The sequence below is a fragment of the Acinetobacter lwoffii genome, assembly GCF_024129595.1.
Taxonomy (GTDB): Bacteria; Pseudomonadota; Gammaproteobacteria; order Pseudomonadales; family Moraxellaceae; genus Acinetobacter; species Acinetobacter lwoffii_O.
This window is the reverse complement of sequence record NZ_JAMXXS010000002.1, coordinates 185,773-209,263: the sequence shown is the minus strand read 5'-3', so window position 1 is coordinate 209,263 and position 23,491 is coordinate 185,773. Positions and strand designations below refer to the sequence as shown.

Annotated in this window: 18 protein-coding genes, 4 tRNA genes and 1 pseudogene; 13 read left to right on the top strand and 10 right to left on the bottom strand. The window is 44.8% G+C overall.

All coding sequences use genetic code 11. The annotated features are described in order from the left end of the window. Nucleotides 1-48 precede the first annotated feature (48 nt). From NI466_RS02460 to NI466_RS02420, 9 genes and pseudogenes are all read left to right on the top strand, one after another. Entirely contained in the window at nucleotides 49-207 is a 159-nt protein-coding gene (locus NI466_RS02460; protein WP_004646377.1) for a hypothetical protein, read from the top strand. A 177-nt stretch (nucleotides 208-384) separates the two neighbouring features. Beyond that, nucleotides 385-460, top strand: a tRNA-Glu gene (locus NI466_RS02455). Nucleotides 461-574: 114 nt separating this feature from the next. Continuing rightward, nucleotides 575-1,987: an amino acid permease gene (locus NI466_RS02450; protein ID WP_253172560.1), complete on the top strand. Its 1,413-nt coding sequence runs from the start codon at nucleotides 575-577 to the stop codon at nucleotides 1,985-1,987. An 82-nt stretch (nucleotides 1,988-2,069) separates the two neighbouring features. Beyond that, nucleotides 2,070-2,961, top strand: a pseudogene (locus tag NI466_RS02445) (alpha/beta fold hydrolase). 245 nt (nucleotides 2,962-3,206) lie between these two features. Continuing rightward, the gene (locus NI466_RS02440) at nucleotides 3,207-4,118 is read left to right on the top strand and encodes an alpha/beta fold hydrolase (protein ID WP_121979746.1); all 912 of its coding nucleotides are present in this window, start codon (nucleotides 3,207-3,209) and stop codon (nucleotides 4,116-4,118) included. Nucleotides 4,119-4,249: 131 nt separating this feature from the next. Beyond that, nucleotides 4,250-4,325: transfer RNA gene (locus tag NI466_RS02435), tRNA-Glu, on the top strand. A 24-nt stretch (nucleotides 4,326-4,349) separates the two neighbouring features. Continuing rightward, a tRNA-Glu gene (locus NI466_RS02430) sits at nucleotides 4,350-4,425 on the top strand. A gap of 46 nt (nucleotides 4,426-4,471) precedes the next feature. Further along, nucleotides 4,472-4,547, top strand: a tRNA-Glu gene (locus NI466_RS02425). A gap of 307 nt (nucleotides 4,548-4,854) precedes the next feature. Further along, entirely contained in the window at nucleotides 4,855-6,276 is a 1,422-nt protein-coding gene (locus NI466_RS02420; RefSeq protein ID WP_253113829.1) for an iron-containing redox enzyme family protein, read from the top strand. 66 nt (nucleotides 6,277-6,342) lie between these two features. On the opposite strand, the gene NI466_RS02415 is transcribed toward NI466_RS02420, so the two are convergent. From NI466_RS02415 to NI466_RS02395, 5 genes are all read right to left on the bottom strand, one after another. Continuing rightward, on the bottom strand, nucleotides 6,343-7,587 hold the full coding sequence (locus NI466_RS02415) for an NADH:flavin oxidoreductase/NADH oxidase family protein (protein WP_138742704.1): 1,245 nt from the start codon (nucleotides 7,585-7,587) through the stop codon (nucleotides 6,343-6,345). A gap of 130 nt (nucleotides 7,588-7,717) precedes the next feature. Next, nucleotides 7,718-8,728, bottom strand: coding sequence for an ABC transporter permease (locus NI466_RS02410; RefSeq protein ID WP_253113828.1), 1,011 nt, complete (start codon nucleotides 8,726-8,728; stop codon nucleotides 7,718-7,720). Beyond that, nucleotides 8,728-9,774, bottom strand: coding sequence for a microcin C ABC transporter permease YejB (gene yejB / locus NI466_RS02405; RefSeq protein ID WP_253113826.1), 1,047 nt, complete (start codon nucleotides 9,772-9,774; stop codon nucleotides 8,728-8,730). The genes NI466_RS02410 and yejB overlap by 1 nt, the downstream gene beginning before the upstream one ends. A 24-nt stretch (nucleotides 9,775-9,798) precedes the next feature. After that, nucleotides 9,799-11,640 carry an extracellular solute-binding protein gene (locus NI466_RS02400; protein WP_253172559.1) on the bottom strand — a complete coding sequence of 614 codons (1,842 nt, stop codon included), beginning with the start codon at nucleotides 11,638-11,640 and terminating at the stop codon, nucleotides 9,799-9,801. 10 nt (nucleotides 11,641-11,650) lie between these two features. Next, the gene (locus tag NI466_RS02395) at nucleotides 11,651-14,944 is read right to left on the bottom strand and encodes a LysM peptidoglycan-binding domain-containing protein (RefSeq protein ID WP_253172558.1); all 3,294 of its coding nucleotides are present in this window, start codon (nucleotides 14,942-14,944) and stop codon (nucleotides 11,651-11,653) included. Nucleotides 14,945-15,151: 207 nt separating this feature from the next. On the opposite strand from NI466_RS02395, the gene dnaQ reads away from it, so the two are divergent. The 3 genes from dnaQ (at nucleotide 15,152) to nudC (ending at nucleotide 19,082) form a co-directional block, all read left to right on the top strand. Continuing rightward, nucleotides 15,152-16,537, top strand: a complete 1,386-nt coding sequence (dnaQ, locus tag NI466_RS02390) for a DNA polymerase III subunit epsilon (RefSeq protein ID WP_243475342.1) — start codon at nucleotides 15,152-15,154, stop codon at nucleotides 16,535-16,537. Between the two features lie 125 nt (nucleotides 16,538-16,662). Further along, the gene (locus NI466_RS02385) at nucleotides 16,663-18,306 is read left to right on the top strand and encodes a chemotaxis protein (RefSeq protein ID WP_253172557.1); all 1,644 of its coding nucleotides are present in this window, start codon (nucleotides 16,663-16,665) and stop codon (nucleotides 18,304-18,306) included. Next, complete coding sequence (nudC, locus tag NI466_RS02380) at nucleotides 18,306-19,082, top strand: NAD(+) diphosphatase (RefSeq protein WP_253172556.1); 777 nt, start codon at nucleotides 18,306-18,308, stop codon at nucleotides 19,080-19,082. The genes NI466_RS02385 and nudC overlap by 1 nt, the downstream gene beginning before the upstream one ends. 104 nt (nucleotides 19,083-19,186) lie before the next feature. Here nudC and NI466_RS02375 read toward each other — a convergent pair whose 3' ends face one another. The 4 genes from NI466_RS02375 to NI466_RS02360 form a co-directional block, all read right to left on the bottom strand. Continuing rightward, nucleotides 19,187-20,068 carry an alpha/beta hydrolase gene (locus NI466_RS02375; protein WP_253172555.1) on the bottom strand — a complete coding sequence of 294 codons (882 nt, stop codon included), beginning with the start codon at nucleotides 20,066-20,068 and terminating at the stop codon, nucleotides 19,187-19,189. After that, nucleotides 20,058-20,744 carry a BON domain-containing protein gene (locus tag NI466_RS02370; RefSeq protein WP_253172554.1) on the bottom strand — a complete coding sequence of 229 codons (687 nt, stop codon included), beginning with the start codon at nucleotides 20,742-20,744 and terminating at the stop codon, nucleotides 20,058-20,060. The genes NI466_RS02375 and NI466_RS02370 overlap by 11 nt, the downstream gene beginning before the upstream one ends. A 133-nt stretch (nucleotides 20,745-20,877) precedes the next feature. Beyond that, complete coding sequence (locus tag NI466_RS02365) at nucleotides 20,878-21,294, bottom strand: YraN family protein (protein ID WP_253172587.1); 417 nt, start codon at nucleotides 21,292-21,294, stop codon at nucleotides 20,878-20,880. A gap of 11 nt (nucleotides 21,295-21,305) precedes the next feature. After that, nucleotides 21,306-22,265: a penicillin-binding protein activator gene (locus tag NI466_RS02360; RefSeq protein ID WP_253172553.1), complete on the bottom strand. Its 960-nt coding sequence runs from the start codon at nucleotides 22,263-22,265 to the stop codon at nucleotides 21,306-21,308. A gap of 10 nt (nucleotides 22,266-22,275) precedes the next feature. On the opposite strand from NI466_RS02360, the gene rsmI reads away from it, so the two are divergent. After that, complete coding sequence (gene rsmI, locus NI466_RS02355) at nucleotides 22,276-23,118, top strand: 16S rRNA (cytidine(1402)-2'-O)-methyltransferase (protein WP_004279519.1); 843 nt, start codon at nucleotides 22,276-22,278, stop codon at nucleotides 23,116-23,118. A gap of 90 nt (nucleotides 23,119-23,208) precedes the next feature. On the opposite strand, the gene NI466_RS02350 is transcribed toward rsmI, so the two are convergent. Next, nucleotides 23,209-23,463, bottom strand: coding sequence for a hypothetical protein (locus NI466_RS02350; RefSeq protein WP_004646359.1), 255 nt, complete (start codon nucleotides 23,461-23,463; stop codon nucleotides 23,209-23,211). Nucleotides 23,464-23,491: the final 28 nt, after the last annotated feature.

Genomic DNA, 23,491 nt, shown 5'->3' with positions numbered 1-23,491 from the left:
ATTTGCTTAGGCTATAATTAATGCGATTTCATATTTTGCCTTTGTATCATGTTAAAAAAGATCTTACTGGTTTTACTGATTTTAGCCCCGTCCGCGCTATATCTCTATATCGTCAACCGTGATGATGACAACACTGCGGAGACTGAGACAGTGTCAACCCCAGCTGAAAACTCTCAGCCTGAGCAATATCAAACTCCAGATCACTAAGTTTTAGTGATCTTTTCAAATATTTATTTTTTATAGTCTTGAAATCTGTTCAGAAAATAACATCTTAATAAAATAAAATTTTTGTTTTGCCTAATGTTTAAACTGTTAAATGAATTTTAGCAAAAACCCTTTTGACAAACCCCGGCTTAATCCTTAATATACGCATCACCTCGCAACGTCCCTATCGTCTAGAGGCCTAGGACATCGCCCTTTCACGGCGGTAACCGGGGTTCGAATCCCCGTAGGGACGCCATCTATTGATCTCATACGATCAGACCTTATTCGAAATTACCATTATTCGATTGCAGATTTGTAGTTTTTCACTACAATAGCTCGCTTCATTCCTTTGAAGTATTTCTTATTTCCTATGCACTCATCTCCGAATGATGCTACGCATCAGGGCAATTCTGCGCCTTTAAAACGCGCTATGAGTACTCGACATCTGGTCATGATTTCGCTTGGTGGCGCAATCGGAACAGGCCTATTCTTAGGGTCGGGTGAAGTCATTGCACAAACGGGGCCTGTAGGTGCCATTCTCGCTTATCTCCTGGGCGGTATTATCGCGTACATGGTGATGCTATGTTTGGGCGAACTTGCCGTTCATATGCCAGAATCTGGTTCATTTGGTGCTTATGCCAAACGTTATATTGGACCAGGCACAGGCTATACCATCACCTGGTTATACTGGCTGACATGGTCGGTCACTCTTGGAACTGAATTTACTGCAGCGGCCTTGCTGATGCAGGAATGGTTCCCGGACATTTCTATGTGGTTATGGACCATTATCTTTGGTGTATTCGTATTTAGTCTAAATATGATTTCTACCCGCTGGTTTGCCGAATCCGAATTCTGGCTGGCACTGGTAAAAGTGGTCACGGTTGTTGCTTTTATTCTTTTAGGTCTATTGGCCATCTTTGGTGTTCTGGGCTATCAAGGCTATGAAGCTGCGCCTTTATTTACCAATCTAACTACACAAGGCTGGTTCCCTGAAGGTCTATTCCCGATTTTTGCTACGATGCTGATTGTGAACTTTGCCTTCTCTGGTACCGAGCTGATTGGTGTGGCTGCCGGTGAAACTGAAGATCCTGCGAAAAATGTTCCTAAAGCAATTAATACTGCGATTTTCCGCTTATTAATTTTCTTTGTAGGTACGATTATCGTGGTAACAGCCTTACTTCCGCATCAGGAAGCAGGCTTAGCCGCTGAAGGCGTAAGTAGCAGTCCATTCGTAACCGTATTCCAGCACATTGGTATCCCATATGCTGAAGACATCATCCGCTTTGTAATTATCACTGCATTGTTGTCTGCTGCCAACTCAGGTCTATTTGCTGCTTCACGTATGATGTGGTCATTGTCATACAGCAAACAGTTACCTGCAGTATTCTCAAGACTGAATGCTCGCGGTGTACCGTATATTGCAGTTATGGTAACTATGCTGGGTGCATTGCCAGGTTTATTGTCTGAACAGTTTGCGCCAGAAACGATCTTTACCAACTTGCTGGGCGTTGCGGCGTTTACCATGGTGGTGGTCTGGATGAGTATTTGCTTAAGCCAGTTCAACTTCCGGCGTCAGTGGTATAAACAGGGTCATACGGCCAAAGACCTGGGCTTTGCTGCACCATTGTTCCCGATTGTGCCAATCCTGGGCTTTGTGTTCTGTTTTATTACCTGTATCAGTATGGTCTTTGATCCATCAATGCGCATCAGCTTCGTAGGATGTCTGCTGTTTATTGCAGCGTGTTATGCAAGTTATTATGCCTTTTATCACAACAAGTCTTAATCATCATGCTTAAAAGAGCGGCTTCGGCCGCTCTTTTTTTATCTATACTATAACTATAATGGGCAGCCTTAAGGGTGCGTCGATGAAAATTGTGTTTATTCACGGCATGAACAAGCAACAATATACGGCTACTTCATTACGTCAACATTGGCTGCATCTCTTCAAAACAGGCCTTCAGAAAAACCTACAACAGCAAGCCCGTTTTACTTATTTAAAACGGCATATCCGTATCCCTTTTATGGCGATTTACTTTCTCGGCATCATTTTCATAACGTCTTGAATGCCAGCACCCTGATGCCGCAACAGTGGCCGCATTTCCCTTTTTTACATCCCGCACAGCTGCAACCGACATCGCCACCAGACCAGTGTACCTATCAAATTTGTGACGTCCCGCAGTCGAATATTGATGATGTCCTGAATTTCAATCAAAAACTGAAATTCATTACAGCATTAAGCAAAGATATTGCCTTGCGGGATTTTGCGGTACTCATCAATTATTTTCCCAGCTTACATGCCAGCTTTTTGCATAAGTTTTGCTGGAAACTTATCTTTATTTGGCCAACCCACATTTTATGCAGGAAGTTCACCGCCGCATTCATGATCAACTCTATAGCAGCAGGCCACAGATTCTGGTGGCACATTCGCTTGGCAGCGTGATTGCCTATAATTATTTGATTCAGCATCCGGAGCTGAATATCAGGCGTTTTATTACTCTTGGATCACCGTTGGCATTTCGGGTCATCCAGGCTCATCTGCCTCAACCGATTGTACGACCTGCTGCACTTTCAGGCGACTGGATAAATTTCTATTGTAGCGATGATTTTCTGACTACCTTTCCATTATCAGAACCACCCTTCCAGTTTCAGCCGGCGATTATTAATCAGGAGATTCATACCTCCATCTATCATCTGCATGATATTGATGGTTATATTCAGCATCCGGACGTCATTAAAGCGCTCCTGGAATTACTATAAGACTCACACCAACCTATAAATTCAACTTTTACCGTTCCATTCATATTCTTTTTCTATTCAGTATAATCTTTCATCCGAACCTACCAATTCACTGCTTTTTCTGCCTTTTTTATAAATATACAAATGTCTGTTAATGATTGTTTTATCGAAGATAATTTAAACATTAACGCCACAAAAAGTGCAGCTTGGCTTGCCGCAATTTTCTCTATACTGTGAATATATAGATCGACCTCCGTGAGGTATCGATGAAAGTTATTTTTATTCATGGAATGAACCAGCAACATCATAGTGCTGCATCGATTCGCCAGCGCTGGCTGCATATACTTCAAAAAGGCATTCGCAAACACCGTCATGATGCCAGATTCAGTTATTTACGACGTCACATTCACATTCCATTTTATGGAGACTTACTTTCACACTATAACGTTCGCAACATCCTGAATGCTGGCACCTTAATGCCCCAGCAATGGCCCAGCTTTCGTTTCCGTCAACCTGTCCATCCTCAGCTTCCTGCACCCGTTCCACGTCCTGGCTGGCGCAAGCCCGTGATTTCCGATCTTCCCCAGCTTCATTTGAATGACACGATGGATTTTAAACAGAAATTCAAATTTATTACCACGCTAAGCAAAAATGTTGCACTGCGAGACTTTGTATTATTGCTGAATTATTTTCCCAGTCTGCATCGGAGCCTGCTTCAGAAATTTCTGATTGAAACCTATCTGTATCTCGACAATCCTGCTTTCATGAAGGAAGTTCATGAGCGGATTGCCCGGCAATTGAATGGTCGCAAACCTTGTATTGTGATTGCTCATTCTCTGGGCAGTGTGATTGCCTATAATTATCTTATTCAGCATCCTGAACTGAACGTACAGCGTTTTATTACTTTAGGATCGCCATTAGCCTTTCAGGTGATCCAGTCACATTTACCGCAACCCATTGTACGACCTGCAGCAATTACAGGCGACTGGATAAATTTTTATTCAACTGATGATTTTCTTACCGCCTTTCCTCTTACACAACCGCCATTTCAGTTTCAACCCGCAATTATTAACCACGGCATTCGTACCCATATTCACCGCCCGCATGATATTACCGGCTATTTACTCCATCCGCAGGTAGTAGAAGCAATTCTGGAATTGCTTAAAAATCCAGCTTAAACCATGTAATTTTCCAGTATTTTCTCTAGATTGTTTTAAATTTATGCACTCAACCCAGAAAATCATTTTTTTTATGGAAATGCGTTTGACACCCCCCTGTTTTCACCCTATTATACGCCCACCTCTGAAACGTCCCTATCGTCTAGAGGCCTAGGACATCGCCCTTTCACGGCGGTAACCGGGGTTCGAATCCCCGTAGGGACGCCAATTTTCAGAAGTACATTTTATTAAGTCCCTATCGTCTAGAGGCCTAGGACATCGCCCTTTCACGGCGGTAACCGGGGTTCGAATCCCCGTAGGGACGCCATTACTTCAAGCTAAAAGTAGCGGTTTTAAAATTTATCTTCTGTACTGTCCCTATCGTCTAGAGGCCTAGGACATCGCCCTTTCACGGCGGTAACCGGGGTTCGAATCCCCGTAGGGACGCCATATTCGAGATGGCAACATCTCAACAAAAAGCCCGAGCATTGCGACTCGGGCTTTTTTTATCTTGCAAATTTTATTTCTGAAAACTTTAAACCTTGTTTTTATCATTCGTTCAAATCTAGCTCTCTTTCTGGGGGCTGCCATCCCATTCTTAATTTTACAATTTGTATTGTTTTAACATTTCTATGCATAGAAATATCCGTTCATTTTCATTTAAAGCAATACACCAATAAATTAGAACAAAAATTCAACACCCTGCTTTTAGAGGGCACGTTAAGGTAAATTAAGAGAAATCTGCAAGGATCAGATTATGTTCGTCAGCACAGAGCTAAGTTTACCTTTATCGCCAAATAAAAATCATAATTATCAAATTAAAAGCTTTAAGGATTGGGTCGACTTTTTTCAAGATACTGAAATTTCGACATATACCAAAACTGAAAAAGCTGAATCTTATTTGAGCGATCTGATTAAAAATTTAAATATTGATACTCTCGGATGGTTAGATCGGCCCGCACAGGTTGAACAGCATCTTTTAGAACAACATCATCAAATCTGTGCCACTTTCCAGGCCTATGTCAATCGCCGTAAACAGCAGCAGCCTCGGGAATATTTTCCAACGGTTTCTCATGCTTTCGAATTCCTGGCGAAAGTTGCACCGGTCAAACTGGTCGATGGTGCCTGGTTATATTCGACCGTGCCAAACTGTAATCAGCCCGAGCTAAAAGATTTGATTTACATCTATCTCGAAGAGCTTGGTTTAGGGCATCCGCGTGCCAATCATGTCACCATGTATCAGGACCTGTTGAGTCATTATGAGCTGAACAGTTACGCCGAGCATTTGGATGACAGTTACTATGAACAGGCTGCCGTACAGTTGGCACTGGCTTATGCCCCGGCCAAATATTTACCTCTGGTCATTGGCTTTAATCTCGGTTATGAACAGTTACCGCTGCATCTGTTAATCACCAATTATGAACTGGCTGAACTGGGTATCGATCCGCATTATTTCAATGTGCACATTACTATTGATAATGCTCACAATGGTCATGCGCAGAAATCCCTGCAAGCGTTTATCCAGCATTTTAATCATGCAGAAAACCCGGAAACTTATCTGGAGCTAATTAAAAAAGGCCATGTTCTAAATGACATCGGCAAAAGTTCTTCTCAGATTATTAAGGAACTGGATATTGGGCAGATGGCTTTAAAAGTTTTTCAGAATAAAGCGCTGATTGGTCAATATATTCATAATCAGAAATGTCAGTTTAGTGGCAAGACCATCAATGATTGGTTATCCGATCCTGCCCAGATTAGCGAGTTTTTGCAGGTGATGATTGAAAAAGGCTGGATCGTGAAAGATGCGCCAGTAGAACAAAGTCGCTTCTGGAAAATGATCGATCATCCGGAAGGTAAAATGTTTGGGGTCTTTAATGCGACCGAAAAACAGATTATTAAAGACTGGATTCAGGGTGCAGGCTTGGCAACTCGCCTGTCCTCACGTAGTGCAGCCCCATCACAAGCAAAAATTGAACCTGCAATGAGCCGTATGGACCAGCAGCGCTTAAATCAGTTAAAAAGCCGCTTCATGCGCTGTGAGGGTGCTGAACAGAAAATTGATTTACTGATTCCTTATACTACACCGCATATGCATCATACCGAAATAGGCTTATGGGCGACTCGTCAGTTAAGTCAGTTATTATTTCCTTTTCAGACCCAAGCGATGCATTATTCCTAAAGCACTCCTAAATGCCAGAAATTAAAAAACCGGACATTTGCAGTGTCCGGTTTTTTTTAATATAAATTAAGCCGATTTTCGCGAGTTTAATTGTCCCTTGATCACCGCTTTGACATTGCCTTTCAGATACTGCAAAAAGACTTTTAGTGGTGACAGTTTCGGATTAGGCTGCTTGCCTTTGGCAATTTCCTTAAACTGCGCGGCATACCAGATGATTTCCATAATCGCCATTTTGTCGACCATTGGAATACCGGTTTTAATTTTCTCAACCGCATAACGTACATCCTGCCCCGCAACCAGACGATTACCCAAGTCAGGTTCTACCGCAAAGGGACGTGCAATCCCGACAAAATCACAGGCACCACTGTCGAGCGCGGCATTCATGCCTTCAACTGTTCGGAATCCACCAGTGACCATGATATGGCACTTCACTTCCTGACGGATTTTTTCGGCAAAATCGAGGAAATAGGCTTCACGGGCAATGGTCGAGGCCTTGCGCTTGTCTGCTTTCACGCCGGCCATCGCAGGTGCTTCATAGCTACCACCTGACACTTCAATGATATCAATGCCTGCAGTGTCCATCGCCTTAAAGACATAAATGACATCTTCTTCGCTAATACCACCGCGCTGGAAATCAGCTGAATTCAGCTTGACTGAAATAATAAAATTTTCCGAAGTCGCAGCACGAACAGCCTGATAGGTTTGCAGCAAGAAACGGGTGCGATTCTCAATACTACCACCCCATTGATCCTGACGCTTATTGGTCAGCGGTGACAGAAACTGGCTAATCAGATAACCATGTGCCCCATGCAACTGCACCCCCTCAAATCCTGCTTGTTCACAGATAGCAGCCGAAGTGGCAAAGCGCTGGATAATATCCAGGATTTCATCTTCACGCAGTTCCCGCGGGGTTCCAAAGCTCATTGCCAAAGCCGGACTAAATGGGACTGCGGACGGTGCAACCGTTTCTTGATTCAGGCCCTTGGGACACTGGCGGCCCGGATGCGACAACTGGACCAGTTGTACCATGCCATGCTGTTTGCCTACGTCGGCCCAGACTTTGAGCTGCGCCAGATCGCGTTCTGTTTCTACCACTACGACCCCCGGTTCATTCTTGGCACGATAATCCACCATGACATTACCCGTAATAGCACAACCCAAGCCACCTTCGGCCCATGCTTCATACAACTTGAAATGCGCCTGATTGGGCTGGCCGGCATCATTGGCCAGTGCTTCACTCATGGCACCTTTAATGATGCGATTTTTAAAAGTGGTATTACGAATTTGAATGGAATCGGCCAATTGAGTCATGATCTGTCCTGATACGTTACTATTATTTTGTATTCGTTTATAACGTAAGCCAGAACAATTGACAATCAGTCTTGTCAAATTTACACAATTTTTATCTGCTTATTTTTTTATGGTTAAAGATTTTTGTGATTTAGTTTCTTGGATCAAAAGCATCCCGTACTGCTTCTCCCATATAGATCAGCAAACTCAGTACAATCGCCAAACTAAAAAATCCAGACAATGCCAGCCACGGCGCATTTAAGTTGTTTTTGGCCTGAAGCAAGAGTTCCCCTAGGGATGCCGAATCGGGTGGCAAACCATACCCTAAAAAATCCAGCGCTGTCAGTGCAGTAATATTGGCGGTTAGCATAAAAGGTAACTGTGACAGGCTAGAACCTATCACATTGGGGAGAATATGTTTGAACATGATCCGTCCATCCCCGGCCCCAATACTTCTTGCTGCCCAGACGTATTCCAGATTTCTGGCGCGCAAAAACTCAGCGCGCACCATACTCACCAGTGTGGTCCAGCCAAATAACAGCATGATCAGAAATAGCCAGTAAATACTCGGGGTAAACAGACTGACCAGTACCATCACCATAAACAGCATCGGCAAACCGCTCCAGACTTCGAGTATGCGTTGCCCGATCAGGTCAATCCATCCACCATAATAACCCTGAATAGCCCCTGCTAAAATTCCCAGCGCCGCAGACAATAAAGTCAGTGCAAAACCAAACAGTAATGAAATCCTTAAGCCATATAGAATCAGTGCCAGAATATCACGGCCCTGGTCATCTGTTCCCAGCCAGTTTTGCACACTCGGGGGCGAAGGCACCGGTTCAGCCAGTTCAAAATTTGGCGTTTGATAGGAAAACGGAATGATGGGCCAGATCGCCCAGCCTTTTTCTGCAATCAGTTGCTGTACGGCAGGATCTTTATATTCTGCTTCTGTCTCAAATACTCCACCAAACGTGGTTTCCGGGTAGGATTTCAAGATGGGCAGATAAAAAGCATGATCATATTTCACCAACAGGGGCTTATCGTTAGCAATCAGTTCTGCACCCAAGGAAATGATGAAAATAGCACTGAAAATAATGAAACAGCTAAAACCCAACTTATGCTGCTTAAAACGTTGCCAGCGTGCTTGCATCAAGGAAGACATTATTGTGATCCTCGACGTGAACTGAAATGAATCCTTGGATCAATCAGTTGATAGAGCAAATCGCTCAGCAAGCGCAGCATCAGGCCGAGCAAGGTAAAGATAAACAAAGTACCGAAAATCACCGGATAGTCACGCTGGATAATCGCCTCAAAACCTAAAACACCTAACCCATCCAGATTAAAAATAATCTCGATAAACAGGTTGCCCACGAAAAACACCCCGATCAGAACTTCGGGCAAACCTGCGATAAGCACTAAAATGGCATTCCGGAATACATGCCGATACAGCACTGCATGTTCAGTTAAACCTTTGGCCCGCGCAGCCAGGACATATTGTTTGCTCAGCTCTTCCACAAAAGAAAATTTGACCAGATAGGTCAAACTGGCAAATCCGCCAAGCACCATGGCCAACAGCGGCAAGGCCATATGCCAGAAATAATCCTGAATTTTCGCAAAGAATGAGAGTTCAGCAAAATTTTCAGAGCGAATTCCCTGCAAGGGAAACCAGTGCAGATAAGACCCACCAGCAAAAAATATGATGAGTAAAATGGCAAAAATAAAGGCTGGAATGGCATAGCCTACTGCCAACACTAGAGAGGTAGTCTGATCAAACAGACTGCCATGTTTTCGGGCTTTTCTAATCCCTAAAGGAATGGAGACCAGATAAATCAGCAAGGTACTCCACAGGCCTAAAGAAAGCGATACTGGCAATTTTTCCCAGATGAGTTCAGTCACAGGTTTGTCTTTGAAAAAACTCTGCCCCAGATCAAACTGCGCATAACGCGTTAGCATTTCCCAAAATCGAATATGCAGCGGCTGGTCAAAGCCGTACTGGATATTAATCTGCTCAAGCATCTCCGGTGTGAGGCCTTGCTTTCCCTGATACTGCAATCCGGTATGCGCCAAACCATTGACCTGTTGCGCCTGATAAATCGCCTGCTCCACCGGACCACCGGGTGCCAGCTGGATCACCATGAAATTGATCAGCAAAATGATCAGCAAGGTTGGAATCATCAGCAACAGACGTTTGAGAATATAAGTGCTCATGGCACTCCCTGATAGGCTTGGAGCTTAATGCTGTTTGAAATAATCAGCCACATGTCTGGCCTTTTCTGCATCGACCCACCAGTAATCAATCCCGGCGGAGAGTTTAGGTTTTCGTTGCGGCTGCTGATACATATTCCAGTAAGCATACCAGTATTCACCCGTACCATAAGTCAGAATATGATAATAGCCTGCACGCAGTAAACGGTCTAATGCTCGGGTACTATTCACCAGCTGTTCACGGTTTTGAGCCTGAGTCACCTGCTGAATGACGGCATCGATGGCCGGATTTCGAATGCCGGCATAATTATAATTACCTGACTGCGCTGCGGCCTGACTGCCCCAGAACTGTTTCTGCTCCTGCCCCGGTGTCAGGGATTGCGGCATGGTATCAATAATCATATCAAACTGATAATTCCGCAGCCGTTCATAATATTGCGCGGTTTCTACCATACGAATGCTGGCCTGAATGCCCAAGCGTTTTAAATGACGTAGATATGGCATCAGATCACGCTGTTGCTCCGCCTGATGCAACAGGAACTCAATCTGTACCGGTTGACCCGCAGCATTGACCAACTTCCCCTGTTGATAACGATAGCCTGCCTTTAATAGCAATTGACGGGCTTTTAACAGATTGTTCCGGTTAAAACCGGAGGCATCTGACTGAGGATATTTCCAGTCCTGCAGTACAGCCTGACGTTGAACCGGATCAAGCTGCTTTAAATGGGGTTTTAAAATGTGCAGTTCTTGAATGCCTGGCCGTCCATGAGATGCAAGCTCGCTATTGGAAAAAAAGCTGTTCAGGCGCTGATATTCACCATAGAACATGGCTTTATTCAGCCATTCAAAGTCATAGGCAAAACTCAAGGCTTGGCGGAAACGGATATCGGCAAAAGGCTGACGGCGGGTATTGAATATCAGACTCTGGGTCGGAATCGGGTTGTGATGCTGAAAGCGGTAACGCTGCACCTGTCCTTGCCGAACGGCGGGAAACTGGTAGTCTTTCACCCAGCGGTTGACCTGTTTTTCCTCATGCAAGGTAAATTGGCCCGACTTGAAAGCTTCAAACTTGATTTCAGGACTACGATAATAACGATACTTGATCCGGTCAAAATTATAACGCCCGCGATTGACCATCAAGTCTTTGCCCCAGTATCGGGGATTGCGTTTGTAGCTAATACTACGTCCAGCATCTATGTGTTCAATGACATAAGGCCCTGAACCCAGCATCGGTTTCAGCGTCAATTCTTTAAAATTACGTTTTTGCCATTCCTGTTTAGAATAAATGGGCATCTGCGCGACAATCATCGCCATTTCCGGATTATGTCCGGATTTAAAATTCATTTTGACCTGTAAAGGTGACAGGACTTCCAGCCGGTTTAAATCAGCCAGATACATCTGCAGGCCAAAATTGGACTGGGTCTGAAACAACTCAAAACTGTATTTGACATCTTGTGCAGTCACCGGCTGGCCATTGCTAAACCGTGCTTTGGGATTTAAATGAAAAATAATAAAGGCGGTTTTCTTGGGGTCAAAACTGACTTTTTCTGCCAGCAAAGAATAGTACACACCGGGCTCATCCAGTGACTTGGACAGCAAACTGTCAAAAATATAGTTGCCCCCTTCAGTGACATTGCCCTTGCCATTCATGCTGTTCAAATTATCGAAACTGCCATCAGCTGCCAGAATCAGCGTACCGCCTTTCGGTGCTTGCGGATTGGCATAAGGTAGGGATTTGGCCTGAGCATATTTCGGCTGACTATGTAGTGCAATATATGGGGTGGTGATCAGGGCTGCCCAACTGCTACTTACGAGCAGCGGGGCTAGCCAGATCAACCTGAAAGTTTTAAATAAATGAGCGAATCTCATGATCCATTCATTAATTCGGCACTTTAATCACATCACCAATACGCAATTGTGTATTCGGTTTGAGATCATTCATTTCCGCCAGTTCATTGCTGTTCAGACCATAACGTGAGGCCAGACCGATTAAGGTATCACCACGTTTGACTTTATAATCCGTCACCAGTTTTGGAATCTGAATAGTTTGACTGACACGTAATCCTGCACGTGGACTCAGATTATTTAACTGAGCAAGGTCGGTCACGCTTATGCCTAAACGGCTGGCGATTGCATTCAGGGATTCGCCTGATTTAACGGTATAGGATTCAGTTGCCTTAGAAGCTACAGGCTTAGTTGCCACTTTCACGTCTTCAACTTTTTTATCTACCGGAAAGTCACCCTCAATTTTTAAACGCTGACCAATACGCACCGTACTATTGGTATTCAGGCCATTTAAATCTGCCAGATATTTCAGTTGTAAATGATACTGACGTGCAATAGAACTTAAGGTTTCACCTGACTTCACCACATGCGAATCCGATTTTGCATTCTTCGACGCAGTTTCAGCAACCACTTCACGTACCGGTTCAGCAACTTCACCACTGAGTTTCAGACGCTGTCCCACTCGCAAACCGGCATTACGTGACATGCCATTCAGGCTCGCCACCTGGTCCATTGACAGATTGTATCTTGCAGCAATGCCGGTCAACGTATCACCCGATTGAACCGTATAGGTTTCAGGGGTCTGACTTCCGGCTGGAATCTTGATGGTCTGACCCATACGTAAGCCGCTATTGGCCGAAAAACCATTTAAAGCTGCCAGTTCAGATACACTGAGCTTGCTTTGATTGGCAATGCTATACAGGGTTTCACCGCGTTTGACCTGATAGTTTTCAGTTGCAGTCTGATCGACTTTGACATTTTCAAACTTCTGCTCAGTTTTCTGGCTAGATGCCGTTAGTCCTTCAACTTCCTGAAGTGGTACATTGATTTTCTGACCCAGCATCAGACTGCTACCGGCAGTCAGACCTGAAGTCAAAGATGCCAGTTCAGCATTTGAGAGTCCGTAACGATCGGCAATCAGTTTCAGATACTCACCGCGTTTCACTGTATAGGATTTGGTCTGAACCTTGGCAGTTTCAGATTTTTTAATCTCTTCAGCTTTGGCTGTGGATTTCCCTGTATCTTTCAATGACAGCTTTTGCCCAACGAACAAACCACTATTGGTGCTCAAGCCATTAAAATCAGCCAGTTGTTTTACACTGAAACCAAACTGATTCGCTACGCTAGTCAGAGAGTCATTGGCCTGAACGACATAAGTTTCCGGCTTTTCTTTGGCTTTACTGGCTTCCTGTACAGGTTTGGCATCATACAGATAAATGGTGGTGCCCACATACAGTGGAGAATTTGGATCAATCTGGTTCCATTTCGCCACATCACGCCAGTTCACGCCATTTTTAGCCGCAATCATTGCCAGATTATCACCTAGTAACACCTTATAGGTACTGCGTTTGCCTTTTGGAGCGACCACCACCACTTCAGAATCAGTCTTGACGTAATTTTTGCCCTGATTCAGCTGGGCTTCAACCGAATTCGCAGTGGTATTGTCAGCAACTTCTTTTGGATAAGAGAAGCCTTTTGTCAGTTCTTTGCCTTGCTGCTCAGCCACAGACAGGCTGGTTTGAATGGCAGTCAGCTTGATTTTGCCATCATAAGGATCAACAATTTCTGTACCTGCCGGCGCCAATGCTTTCAGCTCTTCAACCACTTGGGCCTGTTCTGCCGGTGTTGCGACAGGCTGCAGAATTTCATCTACAGTTTTCTGAATATCCTGTGCGATGACCGCCTGCTCAACTTGCTGACGCTCAGCTGCCGAAATCGGTGGTTCGACCTGAATCTGTTTCGCTGGCGCTGCAGGTGTTACAGCTACCGGAATACGCGGCGCACTTGGAATCGGCAAATCACTTTGTGCCGCAAAACTGGCCAAGGCAGATGAGCCTTTAGGCGTCGAAATCTTTTTCGTAGTCTGCGTTACAGTATTTGCCGTTGTCGCGGTACTTACCGCTGCTGTGACGACAGGTGGCGTACTTGCAGCTTTAGCCGGAGTCGTTGTTTTAGCAACAGTCGTTGCAGGCTGATTACTAACAACCGCTGGCGGAGTCTGTTTAGAAGGTGTAATCGTTTTGGTATTTAATTCTGGCGGTGCAGCTCTGGTGGGCACCACTGTCGTCGTATTTCGCGGCAGGCTGCTCGTGTTACTCGCCCATAAACCACCTGAACCGGATAATTTTTTTAGCTTTTCATCGACTGAAGGACTTAGGTCAGCTGGAATCAGAATACGGCGCGGACTTGCAGGATCAATATGATCACCACGATGACCCGGGTTTAATTGATACAGTTCTGCACGGCTCAAACCGGTAATCGCTGCAATTTCATTTAAACTGGCAACACCGACCGGTACTTCACGGAAATGCGGACGGTTGGCAATCGGTGGCAAACTCACCCCATAACTGCCCGGATTTTTAATAATTTGTGCAACCGCCAGGAAACGTGGCACGTAACTCATGGTTTCTTGTGGTAGTTTCAATGACCAATAATCGGTGGGCAGACCTGCGGCTTTGTTACGGTTAATTGCCTGCTGGATACGGCCTGGGCCGGCATTATAAGAAGCGAGCGCCAATTCCCAGGAACCAAACTGGTTATACAGACTGCCTAAAAATTCATAGGCTGCACGGGTCGATTCCACTACATCACGGCGACCATCGTATAATGAGGTCTGCTTTAAACCATAAATACGGCCGGTACTTGGAATAAATTGCCATAAACCTGCCGCCGCCGCACTACTGGTCGCAGCCGGATCATAAGAACTTTCGATAATCGGTAATAGTGCCAACTCGGTCGGCATACCACGGCGTTCTGCTTCTTTTACCGTGTAATATAAATAACGTGATGCACGCGCACTTAAGCGATCCAGATAAGGCTGACGTGAAATAAACCAGCCACGCTGCGCATCAATCCGCGGATTCCAGACACTTAAGTCCATCTTGAAACCCACGGTCATGCGTTTCCAGACATCACCATGTTTCAGAATCTGTAAACGGTCACCTTCGACTGCACGCATATCCGTTGCAGAGAGTAAATCTTCGAGTCCATCCAGACTGCTGGCATCCAAATATTGTGATCCAACCTGCTTGCTTGATGCTGTTTGGGTCGCACTTTGTGTAGATGAACAGCCCGTCAGTCCTAGAGAAGCAAGCGCAGTTCCCAGTACAGAATATTTTAAAAATGTAGGTAATGTCGGCTGCCACAAAATTGCGGTTGGTTTATACATAAAGAAATCCAAACAACTCGTATATAAATTTATTTTTTAGATATGCCATTGTAGTGAAGCATGTCGAAGACTCAAGCCAATAATTTACCGCGATTTCACGTTAAATGTTACAAGAAATTAAAAAATCCCGGACATATAGATTGATCGACTGCATTTGCGCTATACAATAAGCCTTCCAGCTTGTTCTATTTTGATCGGATTTCATCTATGTCACACACTATCACACTTTATGTTGATGGCGCCTGTCGCGGCAACCCGGGTTTAGGCGGTTGGGGTGCGTACATTGTTAATGGCCAACAAGAACACAAAATCTGTGGCGGTGAAGACCATACTACCAATAACCGTATGGAACTGACGGCTGCGATTGAAGGGATTCTGTTCTGTGACAAGCAAGACAAACTGGTGATCTATACCGATTCCAAATACGTCAAACAAGGCATTACCGAATGGATTCACGGCTGGAAAAAGAAAAACTGGAAAGACGTCAAAAATCCGGATCTGTGGCAAAAACTCGATGAAGTCTGTCAAGGACGCGATATTGAATGGCACTGGGTCAAAGGTCATGCTGGACATCCGGGCAATGAAATGGCCGATCAGCTGGCCAATCTGGGTGCTGATGAAACCCTGAAAAAATCCAAGCAAAGCCCTTCAATGTCTGAAGATAAAAAAAAATCTGAACCCGACTGGTTGCTAGATGATCCTTTCGGTCTGGATCTGGCTGAGAGTGAAGAAGAGCTGGAAGACCTGCCGGAAGAAATCATCGAAGTGACTGTTGAAGAAATTGTACAGACTGAAGTTTTAGCAACGGACAGCAATGAAGATGCTTCATCTTCAGACGCATCTGCCTCGACTGAGATACATCCGCAAATTGTCATTACACCGGCCAAGTTACAGCTGCATGGCCCACGACAACTGATTCTGGATACTGAAACCACCGGTTTTTATTATCAGGATGGTGACCGGATTATTGAAGTCGGCGCGCTGGAAATGATTAACCGCAAACTGACCGGCAGCTCGATTCATATTTATATCAATCCGAAAACACCGGTCGGCGATTCTGTGAATGTCCACGGGATCACCGACGAATTCCTGCAAGACAAACCGCTGTTTGAAGAAATTTCTCAAGTGCTGTTTGACTATTTACACGGCGCGGAAATTATTGCGCATAACGCAACCTTCGATATGAACTTCCTGGATATGGAATTCAAACGTGCAGGTTTTAAAGCACTCTCCGAGGTTTGTGACGTCACCGATACCTTGGCACTGGCCAAGTCCAAGCATCCCGGGCAGAAAAATTCGCTGGATGCCTTAGTGCGCCGTTACGAGATTCCACAACGTGACCGTACTTTCCACGGTGCCTTGCTCGATGCGGAAATCCTGTCCGATGTTTATCTGGCGATGACCGGTGGACAGGTGTCTTTTGATATCGATGCCCTGTCTCAGTCTGAAGACCAGAACAGCCGTTCAGGGATGGCCAGAGTTGAAATTGAATTACCGGTGATTCTCCCGTCAGAACAGGAATTACAGGAACATGAGAATTGGGTCAAACAATTCGAAGAAAAACATGGAACTGCTTGCCTTTTCGCGAAATAAAATCTACATTTCCGGGGATACTTTAGGTTTAAAACTATCGTTCTTCAGTTATAGTAAATACAAAGAGGCCCCGTAGTTTAAAGCGGGGCTCATATATAGATAATACTCCAGGAAAGGTGCAGATCATGTCTTACCAAACCTCTATACATTTTGATCCAACAGCTTTACTGATAATAAAAAATGAGGTTGATAACTCGATCAAGTTAGTCGAATCAGCAGTAAGCACCTTGGTAGAAGACCAGACTTTACCTTTTGGTATTGATGATGCATTAAATCAGTTCGAACAATGCGCCCAGGTTCTGGCACTCATCGACATGTCCAATCTGGCAAAAGTCGCTCAATATTCAGCAGAATTAATGCGCAAGATTATGGGGAATCCGGCGCAGGTCAATACTCAAGAAGTGATCGCCTTGAGTGAAGGCACCACTATGCTGAAACGCTATATCGAATTTATCTGTTTGCGTGAAGTAAAAATTCCACAGTTTTTGCTGGATACCCTGAACCGCTTGGAACTGGCTTTGGGTAAACCACTGACGACTGAAGGCCAGCATGTAGAATCGCTATTAGATTGCGTCACTCCTGATTTTGCGCTGCCACAGGCACCAAGTCTGGAAAAATCCCAATATGTACACCGTCTGTATAAGCTGTCACTCAACAAGCTGATCAATCAGGAAGAAAGTGAACTGGATTTGCAAGCCATCAAACTGGTGGGGGCTTATCTGGCCGGACTTGCAGAACAACATGACAGCAAGCAGTACTGGAATCTGGTATATGTCGCGTTAAACAATATTGAGCACCTGCTGATTAATGAGCCACGTCTACGCACACTGGTGAGCATTGAACGCAACATGGCACAATATTTTAGCTCAGCAGACAGCTTCAAGGCTTCGTTGTCAGATTTAGCTAATATTCTTAGCCTGTGTATCAGTCAGGAAGATGAAACTGCGCAATCTATCCGTAGCCAGCTCAATGTGGGCGATGACCTACTGACCGATATGCAATTACAGGTCTTCAGTCGCCATCTGTATGGTCCAGACTTTGAAACCATGCATACCATCAGCGAATTGGTGACCACGGAAATGGCGCAAATTCGTAATGATATCGAGTTCAATTATCAGAATATGACGCCTGAAAAGACTCAGGAATTACAGGCTCAACTGAATAGTTTGGCCAATATCTTCAAGGTGTTGAACCTGAATGAAGCCTATCATGACCTGACCCGTCAGGCTGCTTCACTGAACCAACCGGAGATGATGCAGGATGCCAGCTTTGCCCAGCAGTTGATGAATGTGATTCTGTCTGCGATGAACTCGATTGGCGTACTGGAACGTCATCATACTTCGAGCCGCTTGCAGCTGCGTGTCAACAACATGAATATTTCTCTGGACCGTCTGGATGAAGCACACGCTGCTTTACTCACTGAAACTAAGGCTCTAATTGAGCTTTCCAGCCAGATTCTCAGCAATTACCTGCAAGATCATGACTTGACAGCCCTTGAACCTGTTCCGGTACAGTTTTGTGAAATCGGCGGCGCGATGCTATTCCTGAATGCGGAACATGTTCGTACTGCATTCACGACCACTGCAGAATTCATCAAAAACCGTATTGATCTGTCGATTGCATTAAGTCCGGAAGAAATTCATCGTGCTTTAGACACCCTGGCCAGTGCCGACATGATGATTGATAACTTAAAGAACAAACAGCCTGTATTACAGGCGATGTTTCAGGTAGCATTGGACAGTAGTGAGAAACTCAAAATAGTTGCCTAATGTCCAAATTATCACTTGCTTATATTTTTCAACAACAGCAACTGCTGGTCGATCAACACTTTCAACTTCCACAGGTTGAAGCCTTAGCAAGTGATTTGCTACTCCACACGGGTGATCAGGTGATTGCCCGTGACCTCCTTCCCGATGAGCCAACTCCTCCAGACTTACAACTGGTTCCCATCCGTCAGCTGTTACAGTTCTGGAATACCCAGCAATTTGAACAGGCCAGTCGTGCGGTGCAGCTTTTAGAATGGCGTCGTAACCATAAATTCTGTAGTCATTGCGGCACAGCGACTGAAGCGCATGCTGTTGAATATGCCATGGTCTGCCCATCCTGCAACTATCGTCAATATCCACGGGTACAGCCTTGTGTTATTACTGTTATTACCAAAGGCAAAGACGAGATTCTGCTGGCCAAAAATGCACGTAATACTAAAAGCCAGATGTATGGACTGATTGCCGGTTTCGTTGAAGTGGGTGAAACGCTGGAAGATGCAGTACGTCGTGAAACGTTGGAAGAAGTCGGTTTACAGCTCAAGAATATTCAGTATCTGGCCAGCCAGCCCTGGCCGTTTCCAAGCAATCTGATGATTGCCTTCAAGGCTGAATATGCCGCGGGAGAAATCGAGCTGCAGGAAGAAGAAATTAGCGATGCGCAATTCTTCAAATTCGATCAACTGCCTGAAATTCCATTCAAAGGCAGTATTGCGCATGCCATGATCATGCATGTCACTCAAGGTACGGCAGTCGCAGACGACACCAAGACCTGGCTATAAATCTGCACTTGAAAGATTTAGCTCAACGGCTTAAAAAAGAATCCAGTGGATAATCGCCCTGGGTTCTTTTTTATGTGTTGCTACAGGGTTATCCAGCTATTAGCTCAGGATTTAAATGCATCTTCGAGCGCCCAAAGCACCTGTGCCTTGGTGTGGAAAAAACGGCTAAACAAACTAGAGAGCGAACCCACGATCGTAATATGGCCAAGTTTCGGAATGTGAATCAAATGGCTATGATTGCCCTTCTCTTTCAGTACGCGGTCCAAATCCTGGCTATTGAAATGCCCAACAATCTTGTCTTTTTCGGCAATAAACAGATAATGCCGGATTGAGCTATTTTTAACAAAATAATAAGGCATCACCTGCTGATAAGGCACCGCCTGATCAAATGCATCGGCACAGATCGGATCATTTTTGTAATCAAAATGATAAGGCCCCGCCAGACCAATAATCGCCCGGATTTGATTGTGATCAATGCTGGCAGATTGCGGATGATACAAGGCAGACATCACATTGAATGCCCCGGCAGAGTGTCCCATCAAGACCAGATTTTCAGCACAGATCTGCAACTGTCCAGCTGACTGCTGCAAATGATTGAGCAATAAATGTAGATCATGAATATAGGTCGGAAAAATATGTTGTGGCGCCAGATGATAATTCATCACCACCACATCATAGCCGTCTTTAGCAAAAGCCTCACCGATAAACTGGTAATCCTTTTTATCGCCATGCAACCAGGCACCGCCATGTACAAACACAATCAGGGGACGATGAGGCAAAGGCTGCTGACTTCGAAACAGGTCAAAGCGTTGCCGGGATTTCAGACCATAGGCCAATTGTGTTTCGACCGTGTAGCCCTGTTTCGGGGTTAAACGATTTAAAGCATAACTGCCAAAATCGTATAACCGGAAATCTTGATAGTGCTGTTGAAACTGCAAAATACGCTGTGAGAGTTGGGTTTTAAACTGGCCGACCTTATGGTTCATAGGTCGGTTCAACCGTATCAGGATCAATCGCCACTGGCGTCTGTTCAATACCCGGCTGCGCATATGCCGGTGCGGCAAAGTTTTGATTAGCCAGACTTGAATATTGCTCCACATTATCAATTAGGGTCACGATTTTAGTAACATTGCCTACCTGCTGTAATACCTGATTCAGGTCAGTAATCTCGGCACCATTTAAACGACCCATCACATACAGTACGCCATCTTCAGTATGCACATGCACTTTACTATCCGCTACCACAGTCGCTTTCATGATCAAGCCACGGGTATTTGCAGTCACCGCAGTATCCTGCATGATGGTGCTATAGCTGATCTGATTGCCGACAGTAATAAAATTATGTACCGCTTTGACATCACTCATGGATTTGACATTGTCTTCAGCCAGTTGCTTTAAATGGGCATCCGGCACCTGACCGGTCAATAAGACATTGCCATGAAAACTTTCAATATTGACCCGGGCCTGCTTGAAGCGCGAATCCAATTTATAAAGATTAATTTTTGCAGTACGGACAATTGAGGAATCAATAAATACCTGCCCCAAGGTACGCGCCCCACTTTCAGTTCCTACAGGAGCCGTACCTGTGCCGCTGGAAATAAAACTGGCACAACCTGATAAACTTGCGACACACAGCATTGTTATTGCAATACGCTTAACCACTCAGCAAGACTCCTTCATTTTATTACGTCTTTTTCAATCTAATAATCTGTTTTCAAGCTCAGATCATGTCAATTCTGCTTGAACTTTACAATGATCTTGAAGCAAATATAAGCATCTTTAGACCTTATTTTGTTCAAAGGTTAATAAACTCTTGATCAAAAGTAAAAGCATTTTCAATCCATTCCAGATCATAAGGGTATTGCGAAAAGTCATGCTGTATGGTTTTTGCAAATTGCTGTTTAAAATCAAAACAAATCACGTCAAAACGATAGTAATAGTGTGCAAATTGTGGATTTTTCTGAATAAAGCACATCGCAGTCTTGAGCATCTTTCCCTCTTTTGCTCTGGAAATCGACTCGATCGCTTGCGCATATCGGGTTTGCGCACGTGCTTTGACTTCCACAAAGACCAGTTCCTGATCACGCACCAGAATCAGATCCAGCTCGCCATAGCGACTGTGATAATTGGCCGCCATGAACTGAAATCCATGGTTTTGCATCAATTGGGCCGCTTGCTGCTCCGCCCATGCACCTAATTGCTGTCGCAGCATTGCTCTTTCGCTCATAGTAGCTTGACGCCTGTGCCACTGTACTGGAAACATTCTGGACTACGCTGAATGCTGTGTTCACTGATCTGTATCGGGCCAGTTCTACCCTGAAATTCAATATTCTGTGAACGCGGTTGTGACAGGTACTGCTGGGTGATCTGCCAGGCATCGCCACCGAAGGCAATCAGCCGCTGATAGGACATATCCACCGGTTCTTTGACATAAGCCTGTAGAACATCCGGCCAGTCAGCCAGATAAAGTACCGGAACATCACAGAACTTGATCCCTTGTGGCAGCTTGTGCTGCTCGCTGATCGCATTGGCTACGGTATACATCCGTTTACGGCTTAATTCCGGTATAGTAGCCAGCCCTTCTGCATTGCCGAGGAATAACAGCCCCTGCTTCGGCATTAAAAAAATGGGTGCCTTGTTCACGATCTTAAATTTCAGATCACTCTGACTGAACAATGACATCAGCAACAGTTCATGCTCAGCTTCACTGCCCGGCTGGCGTAAAATCAGCAGCTGTTGAATTCCATCTTTGTGCAATAAGGTTTTTAAGGCAGCAGCATCTTCTTTTTTGGACAGGCTGAATTGCCAGACTTGGGGTAATGACCCTGCTACATCATTCAGGCTGAGGGTACGTACTTTAGGTTTGCTCTTGAGTAGTTGTTCCACATCGCTACGTGCCAATGGACCCACCACCATTTTGGTCTTTTTATTGACATGCTGTTTCAGTAGCTGGGAGATATTTTTCTGATTGGAATTGACCCATTTTAATGGAACTTTCTGCCCGGAAGTAGCATAAGCACTGAGAAAACCCTGTTTGATACTCGATGCAGCTCGCGCCAAAGGCCCGGATTCGGGTAGAATGATCAGCACTTCTGCTTGTACGCTGCTGATGTAGCTGACTAAACACAAGCCCAATATTTTATTTTTAATCTTCCATTTTTTATTATTCAATTTATTCCACATGGAGAAACCTATGAGTGCTCAGTTATTTGTTGTTGCGACTCCAATCGGGCACTTAGATGATATTAGTTATCGTGCACTTCAGGTGTTAAAGTCGGTGAGTCTTATTGCTGCCGAGGATACACGAACTTCAGCACAATTGCTTAAACACTTTAATATTCAAACACCTCTGACCGCTTGCCATGAGCATAATGAAAGCAACAAGATTGATCAGCTGATCCAGCGCCTGCTGAATGGCGAAGATATGGCCCTGATCAGTGATGCTGGCACTCCCCTGATTAGCGACCCTGGCTTTAAATTTGTCCGTGCTGCACAAGCGCATAATATTCGCGTGATTCCTGTACCTGGTGCTTGTGCGGCTATTGCTGCCTTAAGTGCTGTTGGCTTGCCGAGTGACCGCTTCAGCTTTGAAGGTTTTCTGCCATCCAGACAAAGTCAGCGCCTGCTGAATCTGGAAAAACTGAAAGATGAAACCCAGACTTTAATTTTCTATGAAGCACCGCACCGGATTCTGGAGTCCGTTAAAGATATGGCCAGCGTTTTCGGAGCAGATCGCCCGGTCGGTTTTGCGCGAGAAATCACCAAGACTTTTGAAACTATCAAGAAAATGACCTTGGGTGAATTGGTGGAATTCATTAGCAATGATCACAATCAGCAAAAAGGCGAAATTGTTCTAGTGATTGGCGGTGCCACCGAAGAAAAAGATCTGGATCAGGAAAAGCTGGATAAATTATTGAATCGCCTATTACAGGACCTTTCGGTCAAAGCTGCTTCACAACTGGCGGCAGATTTAACCGGAATCAAAAAGAAAGTCGCTTATCAACGTGCTTTAGAACTGACTTCGGCAAACGACTAATTGCTTTAGATTTTCTATTACGTTTGGATTTGCAAAAAAAACACCACATTGAATGTGGTGTTTTTTATAAGAAACAAGTTAATCAATAACTTATTCTTTGGCTACTGATTCATCTGCCGGCACTTCAACAATACGACCACCACTGGCAAGGAAAGCCGCAATCTCGTCTTCAAGTGCTTGACGCTTTTTCAGCTTTGCAGTGACGGTCAAAGTTTCAGCTTCTACAAGATCGGTATCACTGACGACCTCTGTGCTATCGACCGCGCCTTTTTCAGCGGCTTTTGCTTCATCATCGTCAACAATTGAATCTTCAACGTCGTCATCATAATCATTCATGTCTGTCATTTGCATCTCCCCAAAAATGGCCCTCGCT